The following is a 21,709-nucleotide window of genomic DNA, read 5'->3' as shown; positions in this document are numbered from 1 at the left end:
AAGGAGCTATCGCCGTGGGACTCTTTAGAGCCAGGAAGAATACGACGGTTACTCGTCGGCCTTCAGAAGCCGTTCAGGATGCAATCGCGCAGGGCATTAGCTCCCGACGCAAAATCTGCGAAATCACCGGCCTCCAGCGAGCAACGGTAGACCTCATCCTTGACCGCATGGAACACACCGGCCAATTGCGACGGGAATCCCTCGGTGGCATGTGCCCAGGCGGAGGTTGTTCCAACTGCGGGATGTCCGACAGCGGTACGTGTACTGGTGGTAGTTCTAACAGTGGTCCGGTCGCGCTGGTTCTGACACGCAGGCCACCTTCTGCAGCCTAAGTCTTGAGCTTCGGCTCGGTATTCTCCGTGCACAATGCGGAGAATTTGGCTTGTCATGCGACAATAGCAGCTAGTATGACGAATTTTTCCAACAACTTTGATGAGGTCAGCGACGAAACGTCGCAGCAAGCTCGCACCTCGCACGAGATGGACGATTTTTTCATCGACGCTAATGATGCTGGCGAGAACGCCGATAGTGCCTCCGGGGATGCGTTCGCAACGAACGTCGGCACGCAAAGGGAACCTACCGTCGGTGATTTGGATTTGGAGGCGCGTTCCTCACTGCGCCGGCTGACCAGGTCAGTAGCACATACTGAATCCGAAGAGGTGATGGTCGAGTACCGTCAGCTCCGACTGGAGCGCGTTGTGTTGCTCGGTGTCTGGACATCCGGGACCCTTCAGGAAGCCGAAGTGGCGATGGAGGAGCTCGCCGCACTGGCAGAGACTGCAGGTTCGGAAGTTTTAGAGATGGTGCTGCAGCGTCGCGATAAGCCGGACCCTGGTACTTACGTGGGATCCGGCAAGCTCAACGAGCTTCGCGATATTGTCGCCTCTACCGGCGCAGATACAGTTATTTGCGACGGTGAGCTGTCTCCCGGCCAATTGGTGGCGCTGGAGGACCGGCTTGATGCCAAGGTAATTGACCGCACCATGCTGATTCTGGATATCTTTGCTCAGCACGCGAAGTCCAAGGAGGGCAAGGCTCAGGTCTCGCTGGCACAAATGCAGTACCTGTACACGCGTCTGCGCGGCTGGGGCGGCAACCTATCGCGTCAGGCTGGTGGTCGCGCGGGCTCCAACGGCGGCGTGGGTCTGCGTGGTCCGGGTGAAACTAAGATCGAAACCGATCGTCAGCGGCTACGCCAAGATATGGCGCGGATTCGCAAGGAATTGGCTGGCATGAAGACTGCGCGTGAGATCAAGCGCGCACGTCGTAAGGCTGGACACCTGCCGCGCGTGGCAATTGTCGGCTACACCAACGCGGGTAAGTCTTCGTTGCTCAACGCACTGACAGGTGCCGGTGTGCTGGTGGAAGATGCGCTGTTTGCCACGCTGGACCCGACGACTCGTCGCACCAAGCTTCGCGACGGTCGCACGGTGATTATGACCGATACGGTCGGATTTGTTCGCCACTTGCCGACGCAGCTCATTGAAGCTTTTCGCTCGACCTTGGAAGAGGTACTTGAAGCCGACGTCATCATGCACGTCGTAGACTCCTCTGACCCATTCCCGCTGGAGCAGATTAAGGCTGTCAACAAAGTCATCAACGAAATCGCGGAGGAAGAAAAGGCCGAGATTCCGCCCGAGCTGTTGGTAGTCAACAAGGTGGACAAGGCCGATGGCATTACCCTGGCACAACTGCGCCACCAGCTCGATGATGCGGTCTTTGTCTCTGCGCGAACGGGTGAGGGGATCGGTGAACTGGAGACCCGACTCGAGCTTGCACTCAATGAGCTGGAGTCGCACGTTCACATGTTGATCCCCTATGACAAGGGCAATATTGTCTCCATGCTCCACGAAGATGCGACCGTGCTGTCGGAGACATGGACAGAGCAAGGCACCCAGATGGATGTGCGATTGCCCACTAGTCTCGCGGATGAACTGTCGGCGTACCGCATCGAACCTGCAGCAGATGCTGACTTCACGGCGGATGCGGATGAGGATAGTAGCAACGACGCCTAGTCGGAATAGGGCGAGCGGAGTTGGAATAGGGAGAGCGGCAAAGAACTCCGGCCGCCCTGGGGTTAAGGCGGTATCCGTGACGTGATCTGCGGTGGGCATCCACTAGCATTACAACCATGAATTCAACTTCTGACGCGGAGACCCGACAGGGAACCTCCGCAAATCCGCCTGCTGAAAACGCCGAACGTGGCCGTCTTTTCGGTTGGGATATTCACGGTGACGGTCGAAAGATTGCACCGGGAGCCGTGGTGGCTCCCAACGAACGCCTCGATTGGCCTCGCACGATTGGCATCGGCGCACAGCACGTCATTGCCATGTTCGGTGCAACTCTTCTGGTGCCGCTGTTGACCGGCTTTCCAGTCAACACCACACTGCTGTTCTCGGGTATCGGCACGATTGTCTTCCTGCTAATCACCCGAAACCGCTTGCCCTCTTACCTGGGCTCGTCGTTTGCCTTCATCGCACCACTGACCGCGACACAGGCGCAGGGTATTGGTGTTCAGCTCGGTGTCGTGCTCTGCGCCGGCATCGCGCTCATGCTCGTTGGCTGCGTTGTAAAGTTCGCCGGCAAGCGTGTCCTCGATGCAGTGATGCCACCTGCAGTAACCGGTGCCATCGTCGCTCTCATCGGACTTAACCTGGCGCCTGCCGCCACGGAGAACTTCGCCACTCAGCCGTTGGTCGCATTTGTCACGATGGCATCCATTGTCTTCGCAACCGTCGCTGGCCGCGGTATGGTCAGCCGTCTGGGTGTCCTTATCGGCGTACTAATCGGCTGGGTCTTCGCCGCTGCCACTGGAAATCTCTCGCCCGAGGCTACAGAAACTGTCGGCAATGCCGCCTGGATTGGTCTGCCCGCATTCCACGCGCCGGAGTTCCACTTCAATGCGATGCTGATTGGTCTGCCCGTCATCGTAGTACTCATCGCAGAGAATGTCGGTCACGTCAAGGCTGTTGCTGCCATGACCGGCCGAAACCTCGATGACATCGCTGGCGATGCTCTTATTGCAGACGGTCTAGCCACCACCATCGCCGGTTCAGCTGGTGGTTCTGGTACCACTACCTACGCTGAAAATATCGGTGTTATGGCCGCTACCCGTGTCTATTCGACCGCAGCTTACTGGGTGGCAGCTTTCACCGCCATTGCACTGGCTTTCATTCCAAAGTTCGGCGCACTCATCTTGACCATTCCTACCGGCGTGCTCGGTGGGGCAACGATGGTGCTCTACGGCCTGATCGGTTTGCTCGGTGTGCGCATCTGGATGGACGAAAAGGTCGACTTCAACAACCCGGTTAATCTCACCGCTGCCGCCACCGCGCTGATCGCGGGTATCGGTAACCTCACCCTCGACATTGGTTCGCTGACGCTGGAGGGCATTGCTTGGGGGTCGGTCGGCATTATTATCGGCTATCCAATTTTGAATTGGCTCTACAACCGCATCGGCGAGAACCGCTCGTAGGCCACCCGTCCAGGGCAGAATCTCGCACGAATGCTTAACGACGGAACCACGTGACCGTTGCCACGATGTTTCGTCGTTAAGCTCTTTTGCTTTTTAATCGCTCAGATCTTGGGCGATGAGTTCGGCGATTTTCTCTACCGCAACCGCGTTGCTACTGGTCACAGTGACTTCATCGCCGAATTCGGCACCGAGTGCCATGAGCATCAACGAGGATGAAGCATCGGCCGGTTCGTTGTCGGGCTCGTCTGAGTCAAGGAGCTCGACCAGAATTTCTTCCTGAAAACGGGAGGCACGCTCAGCGATGACCGTTGCAGGGCGGGCATGAATACCCACCTTGGAGCCGACGTGGACATGTTGAGTAACCATGCGAGCGGCATCCTGCCTTTCTGCTTCTCGATTTCCTCGATGCCATTTCTGAGCTTAATAGGTTGCCCGGATGGGTTGGGGAATGTTTGCTGAAAATCGTAGAAATGCTCGTTGGGATGAACCAGCCGGTGCGGTAAAAACTACGCTTCCGCTGAAACGTCTGCTTCTAGGCTTTGATTATCGGTGCTGACTTGCCGCGGCCACAGGCTTTTAGCTGCCACAACGAGAATTGCTGCCACTATGCTGCCCAAGACGATTGCAGTAAGCCATGCGACAGGGTTGTCGATTGCAAACAGCACAAAAATACCTCCGTGCGGAACACGTGTGGCCGCACCCAAAGCCATTGAGGTGCCACCGGTGACGGCACCGCCAATCACAATCGACGGAATCACACGTAGCGGATCTGCGGCGGCGAAGGGAATTACTCCCTCTGAAATGAAGGCCGCACCGAGCACCCAGCCCGCTTTGCCGTTTTGACGCTCCGCCGAACTGAACAGCTTTGGTCGGAGCACAACTGCCAGAGATGTAGCCAATGGAGGTACCATGCCCGCCGCCATCACAGCGGCCATGACCTTCCATGATGCGGGATCTGCTGAGGCGATGTTTGCGACGGCAAAAAGATAAGCAGCCTTGTTGATCATTCCGCCCATATCCACGCACATCATTGCGCCGAGAAGACCACCGAACAGGAACGCCGCCGTCGTATCCAGTGATTGCAGCCACTGCTGCAGAGCCGTCATCAGCCACGCCAGCGGCATCCCGAGCAGCAGGTACATGGTGAGCCCAACGGACATAGCGCCGAGCATAGGAATCACGACAACCGGCATCAGCGGTCGCAGCCAGTCCGGGACTTTCATCCTCAACAGTAGGGCTACAACTAGTCCCGCCAGGATGCCTGTCACCAGGCCCCCAAGGAAGCCGGCGCCAACCGTGACCGCGATGGCACCGCCAATAAAGCCTGGTGCAATGCCGGCTCTGCCAGCCATGCCAAAGGCGATATAAGCACTCATTACAGCCACAATGACCTGCATGCCGTGGTTGCCAATGGCAAAAAGCGCCGAGCCGAGATACAGCCACAGCCCACTACGATCAATTAGTACGGTGCCGAGATCTTTTGTCGGCACAGCAATCGGGGCATCGAGTCCGATAATCTCCGGCAGCCGCAAATCCCTAGTCACGGCGTCAGCTACTACACCAACCTGATGACCGCCGACGAGGAATCCCAGCGCAATCAACAACCCCGATGCGGCCACGAACGGCACCATATAGCTGACACCGGTCATAATGGCATCACGAACCCAGTGTCCGAAGGCTTTGTCACCGCCTAACGATGATTTATGTGCCCCCACCTTCGTAGTTGCTTGTACCCTCTCAGATGAAGGGTCCGCGCCGGTAGTACCGGTTTGCGGACCGGCCTCCTTGTCGTGGTCATCCTTAGGTTGCGGCGCCTTTCGGTCGTAGGCGCGAACCCGTGATTGTTCTGCTTTTGCCTTCGCTTGTTCAATAACCGCAGTAGGTTCATTGACTGCCTTACGAATTGGCACTTTGACCTGTGGTTTATCGCTGAAGCGCTTAAGCCCCGTAACCCCAATATCGGCTGCGATTACTAGCACGTCGGCCCGGGCAATTGCCTCTGCGGGGGCTTCCTGGGTTCCTGCCGAGCCCTGCGTCTCTACAGTTAGCGTTACATCAGCCATGCTCTCAGCCGCGCCCGTGAGCGCTTCGGCTGCCAAATAAGTGTGAGCGATGCCCGTGGGGCAGGCTGTGATGGCGACGATATTGGTCTTCGTCGGAGGTTTTTTCGCTTTCCGACGAGGCGCTTTGGTGATGTGCTCGCTAATGATTCGGGCGGCCTCTTCATCGCTTTCAGCACCGCGAAGAGCTGCGCGAAACCCCTTATCGCGAAGTGCCTTTGCGAGTGCGGCCAGAATGTCGACGTGGACATCGCTGTTAGTAGATGGGACACCGATGAAAAAGAGCAGGTCCGCTGGCCCGTCTGGTGTGGTAAATTCCGTAACGCTGGTTAAGCGGGCAAACATCAGGGTCGGCTTCGACCAGTCCTCATGGCGGCAGTGGGGGATCGCTATCCCGCCCGGCAGACCTGTCGGGGACTTCTCTTCGCGTTCGAGGGCTGCTGCGACGATGCCGTTGCTGTCAGTGGCGCGGCCGGTCTCTACAGCTTTAGCGATCAGGTAGGTAAGGATCTTCTCCTTTTGCGGACCGATATCTAGGTCAAGGAACACTGTCGACTCATCGGCTAGGTCTAATGCAATAGCGGAAAAATCTGCCGAAGAAGACATGGTTTTCTAATGCTCCTTATCTAGGCATCGAAAAGCTAAGCGTCGAGCTGCCATAACCGGCCGGCCTCGGGGTGAACCTGTTCTGGATAGGGGATGGTCGTACCGGGAAGACTGGTTGCAGCCGCCCCATAAGCTACGGCGGTGGTTAGTGCATCTTGGTAGCTATCACCGCGTTCGCGGGACATAACGTAGCCGGCCAAAGCACAGTCTCCAGCACCGACCGTCGACTGAGCGACTATCGAGGGGGAGGTAGCAGCGAAACAACCGCCTGACTTCACTGAAAGCACCGCCCCTGCTTCGCCGAGAGTGGCCAGGACTTCGGAAACGCCAAGCTCGTTCAGCGCACGAGCAGCCTGCGCTACGGGAAGATAGTTCCCTTCGGCTGCAGCGGCCTCAAGTTCTTCGCCGTCCTGATCAATGATTTGACCAAGTTCGTAGGCGTTCGGCTTCATCAGAAAAGGTCGCACCTTTGGAAATGCGCGAACGACCTCAGTCAGTGGGCCGTCGCTCGTATCCATAGCAACACGAATATTCGGGTTGACCGAATACACCGCCTCGGTGCATTGAACGTAAAAATCCCTGGGGACACCAGGGGGCAATGAACCTGCGAAAACTACCCACGTGGCGTGTTTAGCATGGTGGATAAGCTTCTCCAGGACACGCCTACGGTGTGCTTTCGTCAATGTCATGCCAGGGGAATTGAGCTTGGTGGTCGTCCCATCTGGCTCTGCGAGTGTGAGATTAACGCGGGCTTCGTTAGTCGTGTTGATGGCTTCATGGGGTATGCCAGAGACTTCCAACAGGCGCGTGAATTTTCCGGAGTCCGATGCCGGGTAGAGCGCGAGCGTCTTTTCTCCGGCGTAGTGCAACGCCTTGGACACATTAATTCCCTTGCCACCAGCCATGTCCTCAGCCATTGGTAGGCGGAACACGCCACCTCGCTTGAGCTCCGTATCGAGTCGAGCAAGTCGATCGATTGACGGATTTACAGTCAAGGTCAGGATCATGAAGCAACCACGACCTCGACACCTTGCTCCCTGAGATCGTTGACGAACTGTTCCGGGGCAGAGGAATCTGTAATCACGACGTCGATATCTTCCAATGCTGCAAAGCTGACGAGGAAGTCGCGGCCAAGTTTCGTCGAGTCCGCCATAACGATGACCTTGCGCGCATTCGTGATCATCGCGCGCTTTACCGCTGCTTCCTGCGGATCAGCAGTAGAAAGACCGTGGTCAATTGTCAAGGCATTAGAACCAATGAAAGCGACATCGGCACGCATAACCGCGAGAGTGCGGAGTGCCGTATCGCCAGCAACCGCCTGAGTAATGACGCGAACTTGGCCGCCAAGGAGTTGAAGCTCAATGCGGTTCGATCCTGCGAGTGTGATGGCGTTGGGAAGAGAGTTTGTGACAACCGACCAACGGCGGTTATCAGGGGAGTGGACCATCAGCTCTGCAAGAGCCTCGGTGGTAGTTCCAGCATCGAGAAAAATTCCACCACCAGAGTCAGGCAGAAAATCCGCAGCACAGCGGGCAATAGAGAGCTTCGCGTCCTTTTGCGCGTTCTTTCGAGCGGCAACTGAAAACTCAACAGTCTGAAAAGAACGAGTAGCCACAGCGCCACCGTGTACGCGGTGAACTGCGCCCTCTGCATCCAACTGAGCTAGATCACGACGAATTGTCTCTGCTGTGACATCGAAGGCCTCCGCAAGATCAGCGACCGTCACGCGCCCTTCGACTGCTGTCAAAGACGCAATCTTCCGGCGGCGTTCCTCTGCGTACATTCCCCGCTCCTTAGCTGTTAAGAAATTTCAGCTTTACTATCTGTTCCCAGTATGCCCGTTTATGTCTGTTTCGGGCAACGAAAATGTGGGAAATTAGAGGCTGCGTAGGACGCTGACGATCTTGCCGAGGATCTTGGCGTGCTCCGCAGGGAGTGGGTCAAATGCGCGATTATGGGGCATGAGCCACTTGCCAGCAGCGTCTTCGTGCCATTCCTTGACTGTTGCTTCATCTTCAAACAGGGCTGCAACGAAATCTCCCTGTTCGACCACGTCTTGGGAACGGACTACCACCCAGTCTCCGTCGAGAATGCCCGCGTCAACCATGGAATCACCCACGACCTTGAGTAGGTATAGCTGACCAGAGCCCGTAATCTCCATCGGAAGTGCCATGTGACTTTCCACATGCTGCTCCGCCAAAATAGGGTTGCCAGCCGCAATCTGTCCAACGATAGGAACGAAGATTGGCTCTGGCATGTCCTCTGGCATCTCGGGAGTTTGGGTGGTGCCAGTAGCCTTTGGCCCAGGCTTTACCGGAGTGAAAGTGCCAGCGGAGGACTTCGAATCCCTTACGTTTACCGCGCGGGGTTTGTGTGGGTCGCGGCGGAGAAAGCCCTTCTTCTCCAACTCCTTGAGTTGGTATGCCACCGACGAGGTGGAATTCAAGCCCACAGCATCCCCAATTTCTCGAATGCTCGGTGGGTATCCGCGAAGTACGACGGCATCCGAAATGACGTCAAGAATCCGACGCTGCCGATCGGTGAGTGTTTTAGGGTTCGCTTTCTTCTTTTGAGCCATGGAACATCCCTTCTCAAACTCTTTCGAATGAATCATAACTCAAAACTGTTCGAATCGTCGAGCATCGAACACTGTGCGTCCTTGAATTCTTTGGAAAAGATGTCCATTATGCGTGTTCGGAGGCAGTGCCGATGTCGAAAATCGAAAATAAATCCGGATAACAGTAGACAACATTCGAACATGGTGTTATAAATCGAACATGACAAGTTACTCGAACAGTCGTTTGATGAAAAGGTCTAGACGGATTCTCCGCATCCGCCCTTGGACATAGTCTCCACAGCGTCGGGAAACGGTCGTACAACTCTTATTCTCTCCAGGCCGGCAACGGTGGGAGAGTCAACGTTGGAAAGGGAGAAAACATGATGTCTACGGTTTCAACCGCACTAGGTGTTAGCAGCACATCTGATATTGACTTTTCTCAAGTTTCTGAGCGCTCTGCTCGGACGACACGGAAAGCCCCGTTGGTGTGGGGTGAACGTAGTGCGTCTTGCACACAGCACATCGTTCGGCCCGGTCAGCGTGCACGTAGTGCACAGCGCAATCGCAACGGGGTGTCATCGGCGCGAATGCGAAGGGACAGGTCGCGGCCCAATCATGTCTCGGTCAACTACGGGCGTCCGTCTCTATCCGTTAGCAGGGCGCAGCAGTCCAATCGTAGTGATGTATCCGCAGGCACTAACCTGACTCGTTTGATGGCAGTATGGGCTCTAGGGCTTGGTGCTTTCTTCGGAGTTTTCGGCAGCATGGTCTTTGAACAAGGGCAAAATGAGGCAGTCGAAAGCACCTTTACGTCTACGTACGCTTCCTACTCTGCGCAATAATCATTCCGGTTTCCGGCGTTGGGGTGGGACGTAGACTGGAGACTGTGTATTGCCAGTTTTGTCATCATGATCAGACACGAGTCTTGGACTCACGGTTAATAGATAACGGTATGGGGATTCGTCGCCGGAGAGAATGCCTCAATTGCGGTAAACGTTTTTCTACGATTGAACGCTCGCAGCTGATGGTCGTTAAACGGGATGGAATCCCTGAGGAGTTCAACCGCGAAAAGGTTATCCAGGGTGTTCGACGTGCGTGCCAGGGGCGTGAAGTATCAGAGTCTCAGCTGAAGAAGCTCGCACAAAAAGTGGAGGAGAGCCTCCGCGAGAAAGGTACGCCCCGGGTGGACTCAAACGATATCGGCCTTGCCATCCTTGAGCCGCTCAAAGAACTGGACGAAGTTGGCTATCTCCGCTTCGCTTCGGTGTACAAGTCCTTTTCCTCCGCGGACGATTTCGCGCAAGAGATTGCCAGCATGCGCAAGGGGAAAGGACCGCAGGATAATGGCAACGAGGTTAAGAAGAACTAACGCAGTTTATCCACACGTTTCTTTATTCGAGTCAGGGATACGCTCTGGGCGGTACCCAGCCGTTGTGCGAAAAGGCTGACGCGCAGCTCTTGAATGAGCCACTGAATATCCCGTACCTCCGCGGAATTCGAACGTGCCTTAGGCAGCTGCTGAAGCTTTGCCGCCAAGTATTCGCGGGCCTCAGTCACCTCATCTTCACGTTCGGCATCACGGTCCGGGTCACGGTTCATTTCCTCAAGCCGAATCTCCATCGCTTGGAGATAACGTGGCAAATGTCGTAGGTGCTGCCAACCGTGCCTTGCCACAGCGCCCTTATGGAACATGAACTCCAGCTGGCGACGCATATCGTCAATGGCATCGCCTTCCCACTTGTTTAGCTGATTCACCACCGAGACATAACGAGGCATTGCCTGGGCAACGCCGACGACCAATTGGCGCACCTCTGAGGCGACTCCAGAACGAACGTGTTCGAGTAGTTTGTCGAATTCCTTCGGATCGCGGACCGGGCCACCGGCAGCCATCATACGGTCGCGAATCACTGCGACACGGCAGTCCTCGACAAGCCCATCGGCGCCCCCATGTGGCCATGCGTCCACGCCAACACGTTGCTGGAGTGGAAGCCCCTTAGTCATTTGTGCACTATTTACTGGGCAATCCCGCAATAGCATTGTCAAATTTGTGGTCGCCAACGTCGCCTCAGCCTGAGCCTTAGTTGGTTTGACCTCAATGGCCACGCCATCCTTGGTGGTCACCAGCGTCGGATACATCGTGACGGACTGACCGTCGACAGTACTTTTGACCGTTTCTGAGACGGCGCCCAAGTTCTCTGAAGTCCACCTTTTCACAGCTTCGCGTGCTGCAGACTTCGAACGTTTCGACACAGCAGTTGAGACCGTCGAGGCATGCTTGTCTCGAAGCGCAGCAAGATCCCGGCTCTGATCGACGATCTTTCCATGGCGGTCAACCACTGCGTAGTTAAAGCGCAAGTGTGCTGGCAGTTTCAAAGGGGCAAAGTCTGCACCATTGATGCCCGAGCCTCCGAGTCGTCGTAAAGCATCGGCAAAAACATCGACGAAGCGGCCTGAGTACGGAGTCATCGTCTCCAGCGCGCGGCGTGCGAAATCCGGGGCGGGGACAACGGACTTCCGCAGTGCCTTCGGCAGAGTGCGAATGTAGGCTTCCGCGAGCTCAGCGCGAAGACCTGGTACCTGCCAGTCGAAGCCATCTTCACGCAGACCTGCAAGAAGAGGCACGGGGACACGTAGAGTCACACCGTCATCAGGGGCGCCCGGTTCGAATTTATAGGACAGAGAGAAATCGACCGAGCCCTGCTGCCACATTTCGGGGAAGGCGTTGTCGTCGATGTCGCCGGCTTCGGGGTTGAGCAGCTTATTGGGATCAAAGTCCAGTAGATCTGGCTGCTTGGGCTTAGTTTTCTTCCACCAGCGGTCAAAATTGGTGGCCGTGGTGATAGAGGCGGGCAGCTTGGAGTCGTAGAACGCGTAGAGCACGTCGTCATCCACGACAATGCCGCGGGAACGTTGCTTTTCCTCGATCTTCTCGGCTTCGGCAAGTTTGGCCTGGTTGTTCTTGAAGAACTCGTGATGTGTGTTCCACTCGCCGTCGACAAGCGCAGAGCGAATGAAGATCGAGCGGGCGGCGTCGGCATCGACTCGGTGATAAGGCACCAGGCGATCAACCACCACAGGCACGCCGTAGAGCGTCGACTTCTGGTAAGCCATAGCTGCACCGCGCTTAGTCGACCAGTGAGGCTCTGAGTACTGGTGCTTGAGCAGATGAGGGGCTACCTTCTCTACCCACTGCGGCTGAATCGTGCCGACGTTGCGCGCAAAAGTGCGCGAGGTCTCGACGATTTCCGCAGCCATCACCCAGCGAGGCGGCTTCTTTGCCAACGCGGACGAGGGGTGAATGAGGAACTTAGTGTTGCGGGTGCCAGTAAATTCCTTGCCCTCGCCCTCGCGCGTACCAATCATCGATAACAGACCCGGTAACAGCGACTTTGCCACCTCGTCGGGATTGTCGACACCACTGGTTGAGCTGCGGGCGGAAAGATGCCAGCCCAGCTCAGCCGTTGCCTGGTGGAGCTGACGCACCAAATCCTGCCACTCGCGAACGCGCAGATAGTGGAGGTACTCGCGCTTGCACATCTTGCGGAACTGGTTACCGCTAAGCTCACGGCGCTTTTCCTCCAGGTATTCCCAGAGCTTCAGCAGGGAGTTGAAGTCGCTGGTGGTGTCCTTAAAACGGGCATGTAGCTGATCTGCCTGAGCCTGGAACTCCAGTGGACGTTCGCGAACATCCTGCAGAGACAAAGCGGCGACAATGACGGTTACCGCCCCAAGAGTGGTGTTCTCGTACCCTTCGACCAGCATGCGGGCAAGACGCGGGTCAACTGGGATACGGGCAATTTGTCGGCCGATGTCCGTCAGCTCGGGGGCATCAGACCCCGACGTGGTGGTAATAGCCTGAAGCTCTGTGAGCAGGTTAATGCCATCGCGGATTGCTTTGTGCTCTGGTGGCTGGACAAAGGGGAAGTCCTCAATCGCGCCAAGCCGCAGTGAGATCATTTGCAGTACAACCGAAGCGAGATTGGTGCGCAGAATCTCCGGATCCGTAAACTCGGGGCGCGAGAGAAAATCCTCTTCGCTGTAGAGACGAATCGCCACACCATCAGCTACACGGCCACAGCGTCCAGAGCGCTGATTCGCAGATGCCTGGCTGATGTCCTCAACTGGCAGGCGCTGCACCTTCGTGCGGGTGGAGTAGCGGGAAATGCGTGCGGTACCAGTATCGACGACATACTCGATACCAGGGACCGTCAGCGACGTTTCCGCAATGTTGGTCGCCAGCACAATGCGACGCCCGGAATGCGGAGTGAAGATCCGATGCTGCTCTGCATTAGATAGCCGACCGAATAGTGGAACGGCTTCTACACCTTTCCAGTGTTTGCCCTCGATGGCTTCGGTGGCTTCTCGGATCTCTCGCTCACCCGAAAAGAACACCAGGATATCGCCGTCGCCAAGCCGCATGAGCTCTTCACACGCTGCGATAACACCATCGATCTGCTCAATGGCGACTTCCTTTTCTTGCCCATTTTTCGCAACAACAGTCCGCACCAGCGGGCGATAGCGGATTTCCACCGGGTAGGTACGCCCCGACACCTCGATGATGGGCGCAGGGTGCTCGTCGTCAGGCGCGAAATGACGAGCGAACCGTTCCGGATCAATCGTCGCGGAAGTGATAATGATTTTCAGATCTGGACGCTGCGGCAGAATATGCTTTAAATATCCCAGCAGGAAGTCGATGTTGAGGCTGCGCTCGTGCGCCTCATCGATGATGATGGTGTCGTACTCGCGTAGCAGTCGGTCGCGGCCAATTTCGGCCAGCAGGATACCGTCGGTCATCAGTTTGATGCAGGTATCCTTGCTCACGCGATCATCAAAACGCACTGCATAGCCGACGTGCTGTCCAATCTTTTCGCCCAGCTCATGAGCGATGCGCTCCGCGACGGAACGCGCCGCAATACGACGTGGCTGAGTGTGACCAATCTTGCCCCGCACGCCGCGTCCCAGTTCGAGGCATATCTTCGGGATCTGCGTAGTCTTACCAGAGCCAGTCTCACCAGCAATAATGACGACCTGGTTGTTTTCAATTGCCTCTGCAATGTCGTCGCGGCGCGCGGACACCGGCAACTGGGCAGGGTAGGTGATGCGAGGAATCGCTTTACGACGATCTTCTAACCGCTCCAGCGCAAAGTCGAGGTCTGCAGAGATTGCAGACAGCGCCTTCGGCGCGGATGCTCGCTTTAGCCGGCGTCGGAAGGACTGAGCCTCCCGAATCGGCAATTGATCAGCGAGCTGGTAGAGCTCCTTTTTACGCGTGTCCTTAGCAGGTTTGCCAGAGCGCTGTGGCCTGGCGGAATTGCGGTGGCCGGAGTGGTGGTTTCCCGACTGGGCACGTGGAGCTGGTTTATCAGAACGGCTAGGAGTACTCATGGTTGCCTACTAGATTAGCCGCGTCTGGGGAGACAACCCACATCTGTGCTGATTAAGAGGTGCTCAAGATAGTCCGATGGCAGCAGGAAGCGTCCTACTTTGCGGCTGCTAGCTCTTCGGCAACTTCCTTGCAGTCCTCGCGCCCACAGTGCTGTGTCTCGGTGTGCTCCCAGCAATCATCGCAAATAAGCACCTGACGACGGCAGGTATCTTCGTTGATGCAGTTCTGGAAGGTGTTTGTGGGCTTGCCGCAGTGGACGCAGTGCCCGAGCTGTACGTAGTCCTCGTCTTCGATGCCATCGCCAAACTCCATATGCATGCGCTTGTCGAAGACATAGAGGGAGCCTTCCCACAGCCCCTTATTGCCAAACTTTTCGCCGTAGCGCACAATACCGCCGTCGATTTGGTAGACCTCTTCGAAACCGCGGTTCTTCATAAGTGCGGAGAGGATCTCGCAGCGGATGCCGCCGGTGCAGTAGGAGATAACCGGCTTGTCCTTCATCCAGTCGTACTTACCGGATTCCAGTTCGTCGATGAAGTCGTGCGTGGTCTTTACGTCCGGGACGACAGCGTTTTTAAACTTGCCAATCTCGGCTTCCATTGCGTTGCGGCCATCGAAGAAGATGACATCGTCGCCGCGTTCCTCGACCAGTTTATTGACCTCTTCCGGCTTCAAATGTGTGCCGCCGCCAATGACACCATCGACATCGACTTTCAGCTCACCCGGAGCACCGAAAGCGACGATTTCGTCGCGAACCCTGACGGAGAGTTTTGGAAAGTCATCAGCGCCGCCTTCGCTCCACTTGAACTGCATGGAGTGAAAAGCGGGGTACTGCTTGGTTTTCTTGATGTACTTCTTGCAGGCATCGAGATCACCGCCGACGGTGCCATTGATGCCGTGCTCGGACACCAGAATGCGGCCCTTGAGCCCTAACGACTCGCAAAGATCGCGCTGCCACAGCATGATGGCACGCGGATCGGACAGTGGGGCGAACTGGTAGTACAGAAGAATCTTGCTGATGCTCACGGGGACTATTCTAGTCTGCTCTCTCAGTTATCCTATTTTCGGCGTGAGCTGCTGATATGGCTTAGTGCTTCTGATAGAGAGCCTTTTTCTGGTACTTAGGCTCCGAAGTCACTAGCACACCGAGGTTGCGGAAAATTGTTTCGTCCACGCTGCCCAGAATGGTGGTGGTGTGGACATCGCAGTTTCTAAGGTTCTTCAGCTCGGCGAGGGCTGCGCGGGCATCGTCGCTGGTGGCCGCCGACACGGAAAGGGCGATAAGAACCTCGTCGGTATGCAAGCGGGGGTTGCGGCTGCCCAGGTGATGCGTCTTAAGCGTTTGAATTGGCTCAATGGCAGCAGGGGAGAGCAAGTGCAAGTCCGGGTCGATATTGGCGAGCTTCTTGAGAGCGTTGAGGAGCATTGCTGCTGAGCATCCGAGTAGTTCAGAAGTCTTGCCCGTGATGATTGTGCCATCGTGCAATTCGATTGCGCTGCCCGGCGCCCCGGTAGATTTCTCAACTTCAAGCGCTGGTGCGACGACTCGGCGGGCGGCTGTCGACACGTTGGCCTTGCTCATAATCATGGCAATGCGCTGCGAGACTTCGTCGTCTGCGCTGTTCTTGTGTTCGTCGACAAGAGCCTTGTAGTAACGGCGAACGATTTCCTGGTTGGATGCCTCTCGGCACACTTCGTCATCGTCGATACAGTAACCGGCCATATTGACGCCCATGTCGGTCGGTGACTTGTACGGCGACTCGCCCGCGAGCTTCTCCAACAGAGTGCGCAGCAGTGGGAAGACCTCGACATCACGGTTATAGCTGGTGACCTTGGTGTCATAGGCGGCCAAATGAAAAGGGTCGATGAGATTGATGTCATCGAGATCAGCCGTTGCCGCCTCGTAGGCCAGATTTACCGGGTGTTCGAGTGCCAGGTTCCAGATAGGGAAGGTCTCAAACTTTGCGTAACCGGAACGAATTCCGTGTTTGTGATCGTGATAAATCTGCGATAGACAGGTCGCCAGCTTTCCAGAGCCCGGGCCCGGCGCTGTAACAACGACCAAGTCCCGCGACGTTTGCGCCCATTCATTCAGCCCGAAGCCGGCTTCACTGACAATTTTCTCCGTGTTTGTCGGGTAGCCCTCGATATTGCGATGGCGGATGACGCTCAATCCGAGTCGCTGTAGGCGCTCAATGAAGTTCTTTGCCAGGGTGTTGTCGTCGGAAAGCTGCGTGACGACGACGCTGCCGACTAGAAACCCGCGTTCACGAAAGACATCGACGAGGCGCAGCACATCGTCTTCGTAAGTGATGTCGAGGTCAGCGCGGACCTTGTGGCGTTCCAAATCCTTGGCATTGATGCACACCATGATTTCCAGATCGTCTTTGAGGCGATCGAGCATAGCGATTTTATTGTCAGGCGTGAAGCCGGGGAGCACGCGCGAGGCATGCATGTCATCAAATAGCTTGCCGCCCATTTCGAGATAGAGCTTGCCGCCTTCACCTGCGATGTCTGCGCGCCGCTTCTTAATATGAGCGGATTGCATTTCGATGTACTTTTCGCGGTTAAAACCGACAGCCTGAGCCATGGTGCCCTTTCTGAAGTTGTGTCTGCGGGGAGCGCGCTAAAGCTTGCGAAATTCTACTGTGTCCATGGTAGTGATACTGCCTTGCGAATGTTGTATCGGTTACTGCTGTCGCGGGGGGGAATTTTGGGAACTTTGGCTTATTAGGCCACGCGTAGGGGATTGTCTGATTAATCTCCCATGTATTGATATTCAAAAAGAAATATGAAGAGGATGTGACATGCTCGATCCCCAGATGGCATCATCGTCGAATTCGGCAGAACCAACCGCACGCGCCCCGTACCAAGTGGGCAGGCGAGGCTTCCTCGTCGGAGCAACTGCCGTGTCAGCTGCGAGTATGATGCCTGCCGTAAATGGTGCATCAAAGGCAAACGCCGCTCCTGCAAACGGGGCTTCTGCCGCCGCGGGGAATTCGACCACCAATTTGAATGTCGGTCGAGGAATGGCTGACATGACAGGCGAGCCACTCGGCGCTGGCATGAACGGGTATGCGGTCATGGACCAGACCACCTCGGGTCTGCGTCTTCGCCAGATGGCGCGTGCATTCATCTTCGGTGATGACAACGACAACCGTGTCGTCCACGTCACCGCAGATATGGGGCTCATGTTCCAGTCCATCCAGATGGAAGTTCTGCGGCGACTGCGAGCTCTCTTCGGAGACCTCTACCACGAGGGCAACGTGCTTATCTGCGCATCTCATACGCATGTCGCGCCGGGTGGTACATCGGGCCATCTTATGGTCGACCTGACTACTCTCGGATTCCGTCCCGTCACTTTCGAAGCTGTAGTCGTCGGTGTGGTCAAGGCTATTGAACGTGCACACGCTGATTACCAGCCGTCGACTATCCACCTGACCAAGGGGATTGCCCAGGATGCGGGTGTTAACCGCTCCCTGGAGGCATTCAGGCGTAACCCCGAGGAAGAACAGCGTCTTTTCCCCGACGGAGTCAACCCGGAAAGCCATACACTGCACGTGAGTCGTGGTGGTCGCGAAGTCGGCTTCATTAACTGGTATGGAATTCATCCGACCACCTTCGGCCCCGAGCACACCATCATCGACGGCGACAACAAGGGCTACGCAGCATGGAAGGTCGAGGTCGACCGCGGGGTTACCCACCGTGAGCCGGCCGATGCCCCCTTTGTCGCCGCATTTACCATGTCGTGCCCGGGTGACATCAGCCCGAACATGGGGCTCGTGCCAAATTCGGGTCCCGGCAACGGAGACGAAGCAGAGTCCGCCCGCATTCTCGGGCAGCGTCAGATTGACGCTACCCAAGGCCAGACCATTGCACTGCCAGGAGGCGGAATCTCCACCGTCCACAAGTGGGTCAACCTCGGCGATGTCGACATCGATGGCCAATTCACGCCCGATGGCCAGCCACACCGCACTGGACCTGCAATCCTCGGTGCGGCCTTCGCAGCCAGTAGCCAGGAGGACGGCGGCGGCGAACCGGCCCTAGGTTTCAACGAGGGTCAGCGTGGAGGCACACCGTGGGTACGTCAGCTCAATAACGTCGTACTCCCGAAGAATATCGGGGAGATTCAGGGTGAGAAAGAGTGCCTGCTGCCAGTGGGCTACATCGATGGTCTTCTCCAGCAGACCCATATGTTCTCCATCACCCGCATCGGTGGCTTCACCTTGATCACCAACGGCCTTGAACCCACCACGATGTCGGGTTACCGCATGCGTCAGCACGTCGCCGAAGTCCTCGGCGTTCCAATCGACACTGTCATCTGCCAGGGCTACACCAACAGCTATGGACACTACGTCGTTACCCCAGAGGAATACGATCAGCAGGACTACGAGGGCGGCGCGACGGCTTTCGGCAAGTACACGCTCAGTGCGATGATCTCCATCTATCACGATCTCGCCCACGCGCTTGCCGACGGCATGGCTGTCGACCCGGGTGGTGCTGCAGGTGATCTCACTGGCATCATCCCGCCGTCGCCAGCAGGAGGAAAGATTATCGATTCCGCACCAATGGGCAAGAATTTTGGTGACGTGCTCGAATCGACTGCAAGCATCACGGTAGGGCAGAAGGCCGTTGCCCAATTCGTCGCGGCAAATCCGAATAACGACTTGCGACTGGAAGACGGCTACCTACTTATCAAGAATGACCGCGGCGAGATTGTTTCCGACGACTGGGACCAAGCAACTGTCATTGAGTTTGCCAAGGACGGTATTTATACCACCGCCAAGGTCACTTGGGAGACCGCAGGAGTCGCGCCGGGCAAGTATGACATCATCGTGCGTGGTAGCGCGTTGGGTGTCGGTGATTCACTGAACGAATTCGAGGGAGTCGCCGCGGTGGAGCTCGTGTAAGAACGTCCAATTAAATACGTCCATGCGCATAATGTGACTTATACTTCGGCCTTTAAAAACTCATCAAGGGCTTGTCTCACGTATAGTCCGTTGTGCGCATTATTTGTATGTATCCGTCAATTTGGCAGGAGCAATTTGCTTCATGAGTACCTCAAACGATCCATATAGCAACAACGATCCTTACGGTGACGGCAGCCGGGACAATGAGTCCAATAACTATGACTCCCAGAGTCACGGTTTTCCCAACGATGGTTCGCAGGATTACAACCCTTACGGGTTCGATTCGGACGCACAACATGGCCCGCGTGGACCAGAGGATTCGCCAGAGTGGAATCAGGCTTACGGCCGTGAACAGGCTTATGGCGAAATTCCTTCTTACGGTACTGGCGAGTCTCGCGATAGTTATGCCGGGCAACCCTATGGTGCGGACTCGAGCTACTGGCAGCAACCGGCAGGTGGGAATCCTGCAGCCGGCGCGCTTGCTCCAGGTGTCAACATGCCAGGTGGCGATGAGCCGCCGGTGAAGCCTGTGGCACAGGGGTCGACGAAGGTCGACATTGGACGTGCCTTTTCCGCGGCGTTTCGTAGTCTAAACAGCAATTTTGCTTCCTGGCTTGGCATCATGCTGACGTTCTTCGCCGTACTAGTTGCCCTGATTGTTGGCGCAGCGGCAATTCTCTTTGCATCTGGTGACTTCGATCCGGACTTTGAGCCGAACTATCCAGGCGATGTTCCGTTTGAGGATTTAGGGTCGATGTTCGCGACTCTCGGCGCGATGGCACTGCTATTTGCGGTGGGCATGTTCGCGATGCAGGCATTCATGCTGCGCGGTGCATTCGAAGCTGTCGACGGGCGAGTGCCGAGCTACGGTACTTTCTTCCGTGTAAACCGGTGGGGATCTCTTATCGGTGCCTACATTGTCACGTTCCTGGTGGGGCTGCTCGCCATGCTTCCGGGGATGGCACTCTTCATCGCTGGAGCATCCCTGTCTGCCAACGGCAGTGAAGCTGCAGCTGCGATGATTCCCATCGGCTACCTGTTGGTATTTGTGCTGTCCATCTTCATCATGCCAATCACAGCGACTATGCCGCTTCTTGTTTTTGATGGTCGAGCAACAGCACTTGAGGCTCCGGTCGTCGCATGGCGCTTGGTGAAGCCTCAGTATTGGACGATGCTCGTTGCATTCATTCTGACGTCGATTGTTTCTTCCGCAGGTGCAATGCTCTTCTATATCGGTATGTTGTACACAGTCCCGCTTGCTCTCCTAGTGCAAGTACACATCTACCGTCAGCTCATCGGTGGCCGGCGGGTTATCAATGAAGCCCAGGAGAATCCGGGTTATTACCCGCCACAGCAGTAGCCAAAAACGAACAAGAAAAGCGCCCAAGGAACCGGTACAAATTGGTTCCTCGGGCGCTATTTCGTCAGCAGGTAATTCTGCGGGGGAGCGTTCGGCTATCAAAAGCCGAACCTATGCTCCGAATATTTAGCGGGTAGCCTCGGCGAAGACAGCCTGTGCAACACCAGAGACGGTGCCTGCAATCTTCACAGCTTCCCAGACCTGCTCCTTGGTCAGACCAGCATCGCGGACGACCTTTGCGTGAGAAGTCACGCAAGCTTCACAGCCGTTGATGGCAGAAACTGCCAGAGACCACAGCTCGAAGTCTTCCTTCTCGACACCCGGATTGGAGATGATGTTCATGCGCAGGCCGAACTTGACCTGTGCGTAGTCATCACCGAGCATGTGGCGAGTGCGGTAAGCAACGTTGTTCATGCCCATAACGGTGGCCGCACCAAGTGCAGACTCGAAAGCCTCGTCAGACAGGTGCTCCTTGGCTTCCTCGGCGATCTCGGAGAAAACGGTCTCGTTGCGGGTGGCAGCAGCGGATGCAAGCAGGGTACCCCACAGCTGCTGCTCGGAGAGTTCCGTAGAACGGGTGAGAGTGCCAAGGTTCAGCTTCATGTCCTTGGCGTACTCCGGTAGACCGGAACGAAGGTTATCGATGCTCATATGAGTTACTTCAGCTCCTGCTTCAGAACGTCCATCTTGTCGATGTTCTTGGTCGGGTCATTCTTCTGCCAGTTACATGCGCAGACCTCTTCAGACTGAAGAGCGTCGAGAACACGCAGAACCTCGTCAACGTTACGACCGACAGCGTCCGGGGTAACGGAGACGAACTGAATGATGCCGTCCGGGTCAATGATGAAGGTTGCGCGGTCTGCAACACCGTCAGCGTTCTCGACACCGAGTGCACGCATCAGGTCATGGCGGATGTCGGAGAACATCGGGAACGGGATGTCCAGCAGTTCCTCGTGGGTTGCACGCCAGTTGAAGTGGGAGAACTCATTGTCGCCAGAGCCACCGAGAATAACGGTGTCACGGTCCTCGAATTCCTCATTCAGCTTGCCGAATGCAGCAATCTCAGTCGGGCAGACAAAGGTGAAGTCCTTCGGGTAGAAGAAGACGACCTTCCACTTACCCTCGTAGGACTCATTGGTTACCTGCTCGAAGTAGTCATCCGGAGAAGAAGCGTTTGCATCACGCAGGTTGCCGCCCTTCAGAGCGGTCAGAGAAAACTCGGGGAACTTGTCGCCAACAGTCAAAATTGCCATGGAATCCTCCTGAATGTATTCCTTTTGGGGTCACACACCATTATGCCTATGGATTCCCGAACCGTCAAGAGGAAAAAGTTAATAAGCTCGTGTAGGCTTATA

At 56.2% G+C, this 21,709-nt stretch carries 16 protein-coding genes; 5 read left to right on the top strand and 11 right to left on the bottom strand.

Annotated elements, in window-relative coordinates; all coding sequences use genetic code 11:
* Positions 1-62 precede the first annotated feature (62 nt).
* Positions 63-185: a hypothetical protein gene (locus tag HMPREF2857_RS11410; RefSeq protein ID WP_308813173.1), complete on the bottom strand. Its 123-nt coding sequence runs from the start codon at positions 183-185 to the stop codon at positions 63-65.
* A 222-nt stretch (positions 186-407) separates the two neighbouring features.
* Between HMPREF2857_RS11410 and hflX the strand changes: the two genes are divergently transcribed.
* Positions 408-2,015 carry a GTPase HflX gene (hflX, locus tag HMPREF2857_RS05440; protein ID WP_070643048.1) on the top strand — a complete coding sequence of 536 codons (1,608 nt, stop codon included), beginning with the start codon at positions 408-410 and terminating at the stop codon, positions 2,013-2,015.
* 116 nt (positions 2,016-2,131) lie between these two features.
* On the top strand, positions 2,132-3,475 hold the full coding sequence (locus tag HMPREF2857_RS05435) for a uracil-xanthine permease family protein (RefSeq protein WP_224784238.1): 1,344 nt from the start codon (positions 2,132-2,134) through the stop codon (positions 3,473-3,475).
* Between the two features lie 93 nt (positions 3,476-3,568).
* Here HMPREF2857_RS05435 and HMPREF2857_RS05430 read toward each other — a convergent pair whose 3' ends face one another.
* From HMPREF2857_RS05430 to lexA, 5 genes are all read right to left on the bottom strand, one after another.
* Positions 3,569-3,841 (bottom strand): HPr family phosphocarrier protein, encoded by a 273-nt coding sequence (locus tag HMPREF2857_RS05430; RefSeq protein WP_016422625.1) that lies wholly within the window; start codon positions 3,839-3,841, stop codon positions 3,569-3,571.
* A 140-nt stretch (positions 3,842-3,981) separates the two neighbouring features.
* Positions 3,982-6,141, bottom strand: coding sequence for a PTS fructose transporter subunit IIABC (locus HMPREF2857_RS05425; protein ID WP_070643046.1), 2,160 nt, complete (start codon positions 6,139-6,141; stop codon positions 3,982-3,984).
* A gap of 35 nt (positions 6,142-6,176) precedes the next feature.
* A complete protein-coding gene (locus HMPREF2857_RS05420; protein ID WP_048733303.1) occupies positions 6,177-7,148 on the bottom strand; it encodes a 1-phosphofructokinase family hexose kinase in 972 nt (323 codons plus the stop codon).
* Positions 7,145-7,924, bottom strand: coding sequence for a DeoR/GlpR family DNA-binding transcription regulator (locus tag HMPREF2857_RS05415; RefSeq protein ID WP_016422628.1), 780 nt, complete (start codon positions 7,922-7,924; stop codon positions 7,145-7,147). The genes HMPREF2857_RS05420 and HMPREF2857_RS05415 overlap by 4 nt, the downstream gene beginning before the upstream one ends.
* Before the next feature lie 93 nt (positions 7,925-8,017).
* Complete coding sequence (gene lexA, locus HMPREF2857_RS05410; protein ID WP_016422629.1) at positions 8,018-8,719, bottom strand: transcriptional repressor LexA; 702 nt, start codon at positions 8,717-8,719, stop codon at positions 8,018-8,020.
* 865 nt (positions 8,720-9,584) lie between these two features.
* Here lexA and nrdR point away from each other — a divergent pair.
* Positions 9,585-10,067, top strand: coding sequence for a transcriptional regulator NrdR (gene nrdR / locus HMPREF2857_RS05405; protein ID WP_070643054.1), 483 nt, complete (start codon positions 9,585-9,587; stop codon positions 10,065-10,067).
* Here the strand turns inward: nrdR and hrpA are convergent.
* The 3 genes from hrpA to HMPREF2857_RS05390 form a co-directional block, all read right to left on the bottom strand.
* Positions 10,064-14,083 (bottom strand): ATP-dependent RNA helicase HrpA, encoded by a 4,020-nt coding sequence (hrpA, locus tag HMPREF2857_RS05400; protein WP_083310509.1) that lies wholly within the window; start codon positions 14,081-14,083, stop codon positions 10,064-10,066. The two genes, nrdR and hrpA, sit on opposite strands and share 4 nt — an antisense overlap.
* A gap of 94 nt (positions 14,084-14,177) precedes the next feature.
* Positions 14,178-15,110, bottom strand: coding sequence for an oxygen-dependent tRNA uridine(34) hydroxylase TrhO (locus tag HMPREF2857_RS05395; protein WP_016422632.1), 933 nt, complete (start codon positions 15,108-15,110; stop codon positions 14,178-14,180).
* A gap of 61 nt (positions 15,111-15,171) precedes the next feature.
* The gene (locus HMPREF2857_RS05390) at positions 15,172-16,674 is read right to left on the bottom strand and encodes a DUF1846 domain-containing protein (RefSeq protein WP_070643044.1); all 1,503 of its coding nucleotides are present in this window, start codon (positions 16,672-16,674) and stop codon (positions 15,172-15,174) included.
* 217 nt (positions 16,675-16,891) lie between these two features.
* Here HMPREF2857_RS05390 and HMPREF2857_RS05385 point away from each other — a divergent pair, with 217 nt between their 5' ends.
* Both HMPREF2857_RS05385 and HMPREF2857_RS05380 read left to right on the top strand, forming a co-directional pair.
* Complete coding sequence (locus HMPREF2857_RS05385) at positions 16,892-18,994, top strand: neutral/alkaline non-lysosomal ceramidase N-terminal domain-containing protein (protein ID WP_070643042.1); 2,103 nt, start codon at positions 16,892-16,894, stop codon at positions 18,992-18,994.
* Between the two features lie 142 nt (positions 18,995-19,136).
* Positions 19,137-20,354, top strand: coding sequence for an ABC transporter permease family protein (locus tag HMPREF2857_RS05380; RefSeq protein WP_070643040.1), 1,218 nt, complete (start codon positions 19,137-19,139; stop codon positions 20,352-20,354).
* A 126-nt stretch (positions 20,355-20,480) separates the two neighbouring features.
* Here the strand turns inward: HMPREF2857_RS05380 and HMPREF2857_RS05375 are convergent, their stop codons facing one another.
* The gene (locus HMPREF2857_RS05375) at positions 20,481-21,005 is read right to left on the bottom strand and encodes an alkylhydroperoxidase, AhpD family (RefSeq protein ID WP_016422636.1); all 525 of its coding nucleotides are present in this window, start codon (positions 21,003-21,005) and stop codon (positions 20,481-20,483) included.
* 5 nt (positions 21,006-21,010) lie between these two features.
* The gene (locus HMPREF2857_RS05370) at positions 21,011-21,607 is read right to left on the bottom strand and encodes a peroxiredoxin (protein ID WP_016422637.1); all 597 of its coding nucleotides are present in this window, start codon (positions 21,605-21,607) and stop codon (positions 21,011-21,013) included.
* Positions 21,608-21,709 lie beyond the last annotated feature (102 nt).

The sequence above is a fragment of the Corynebacterium sp. HMSC076C10 genome, assembly GCF_001812455.1.
GTDB lineage: Bacteria > Actinomycetota > Actinomycetes > Mycobacteriales > Mycobacteriaceae > Corynebacterium > Corynebacterium jeikeium_D.
This window is presented reverse-complemented; position numbering and strand designations above follow the sequence as displayed.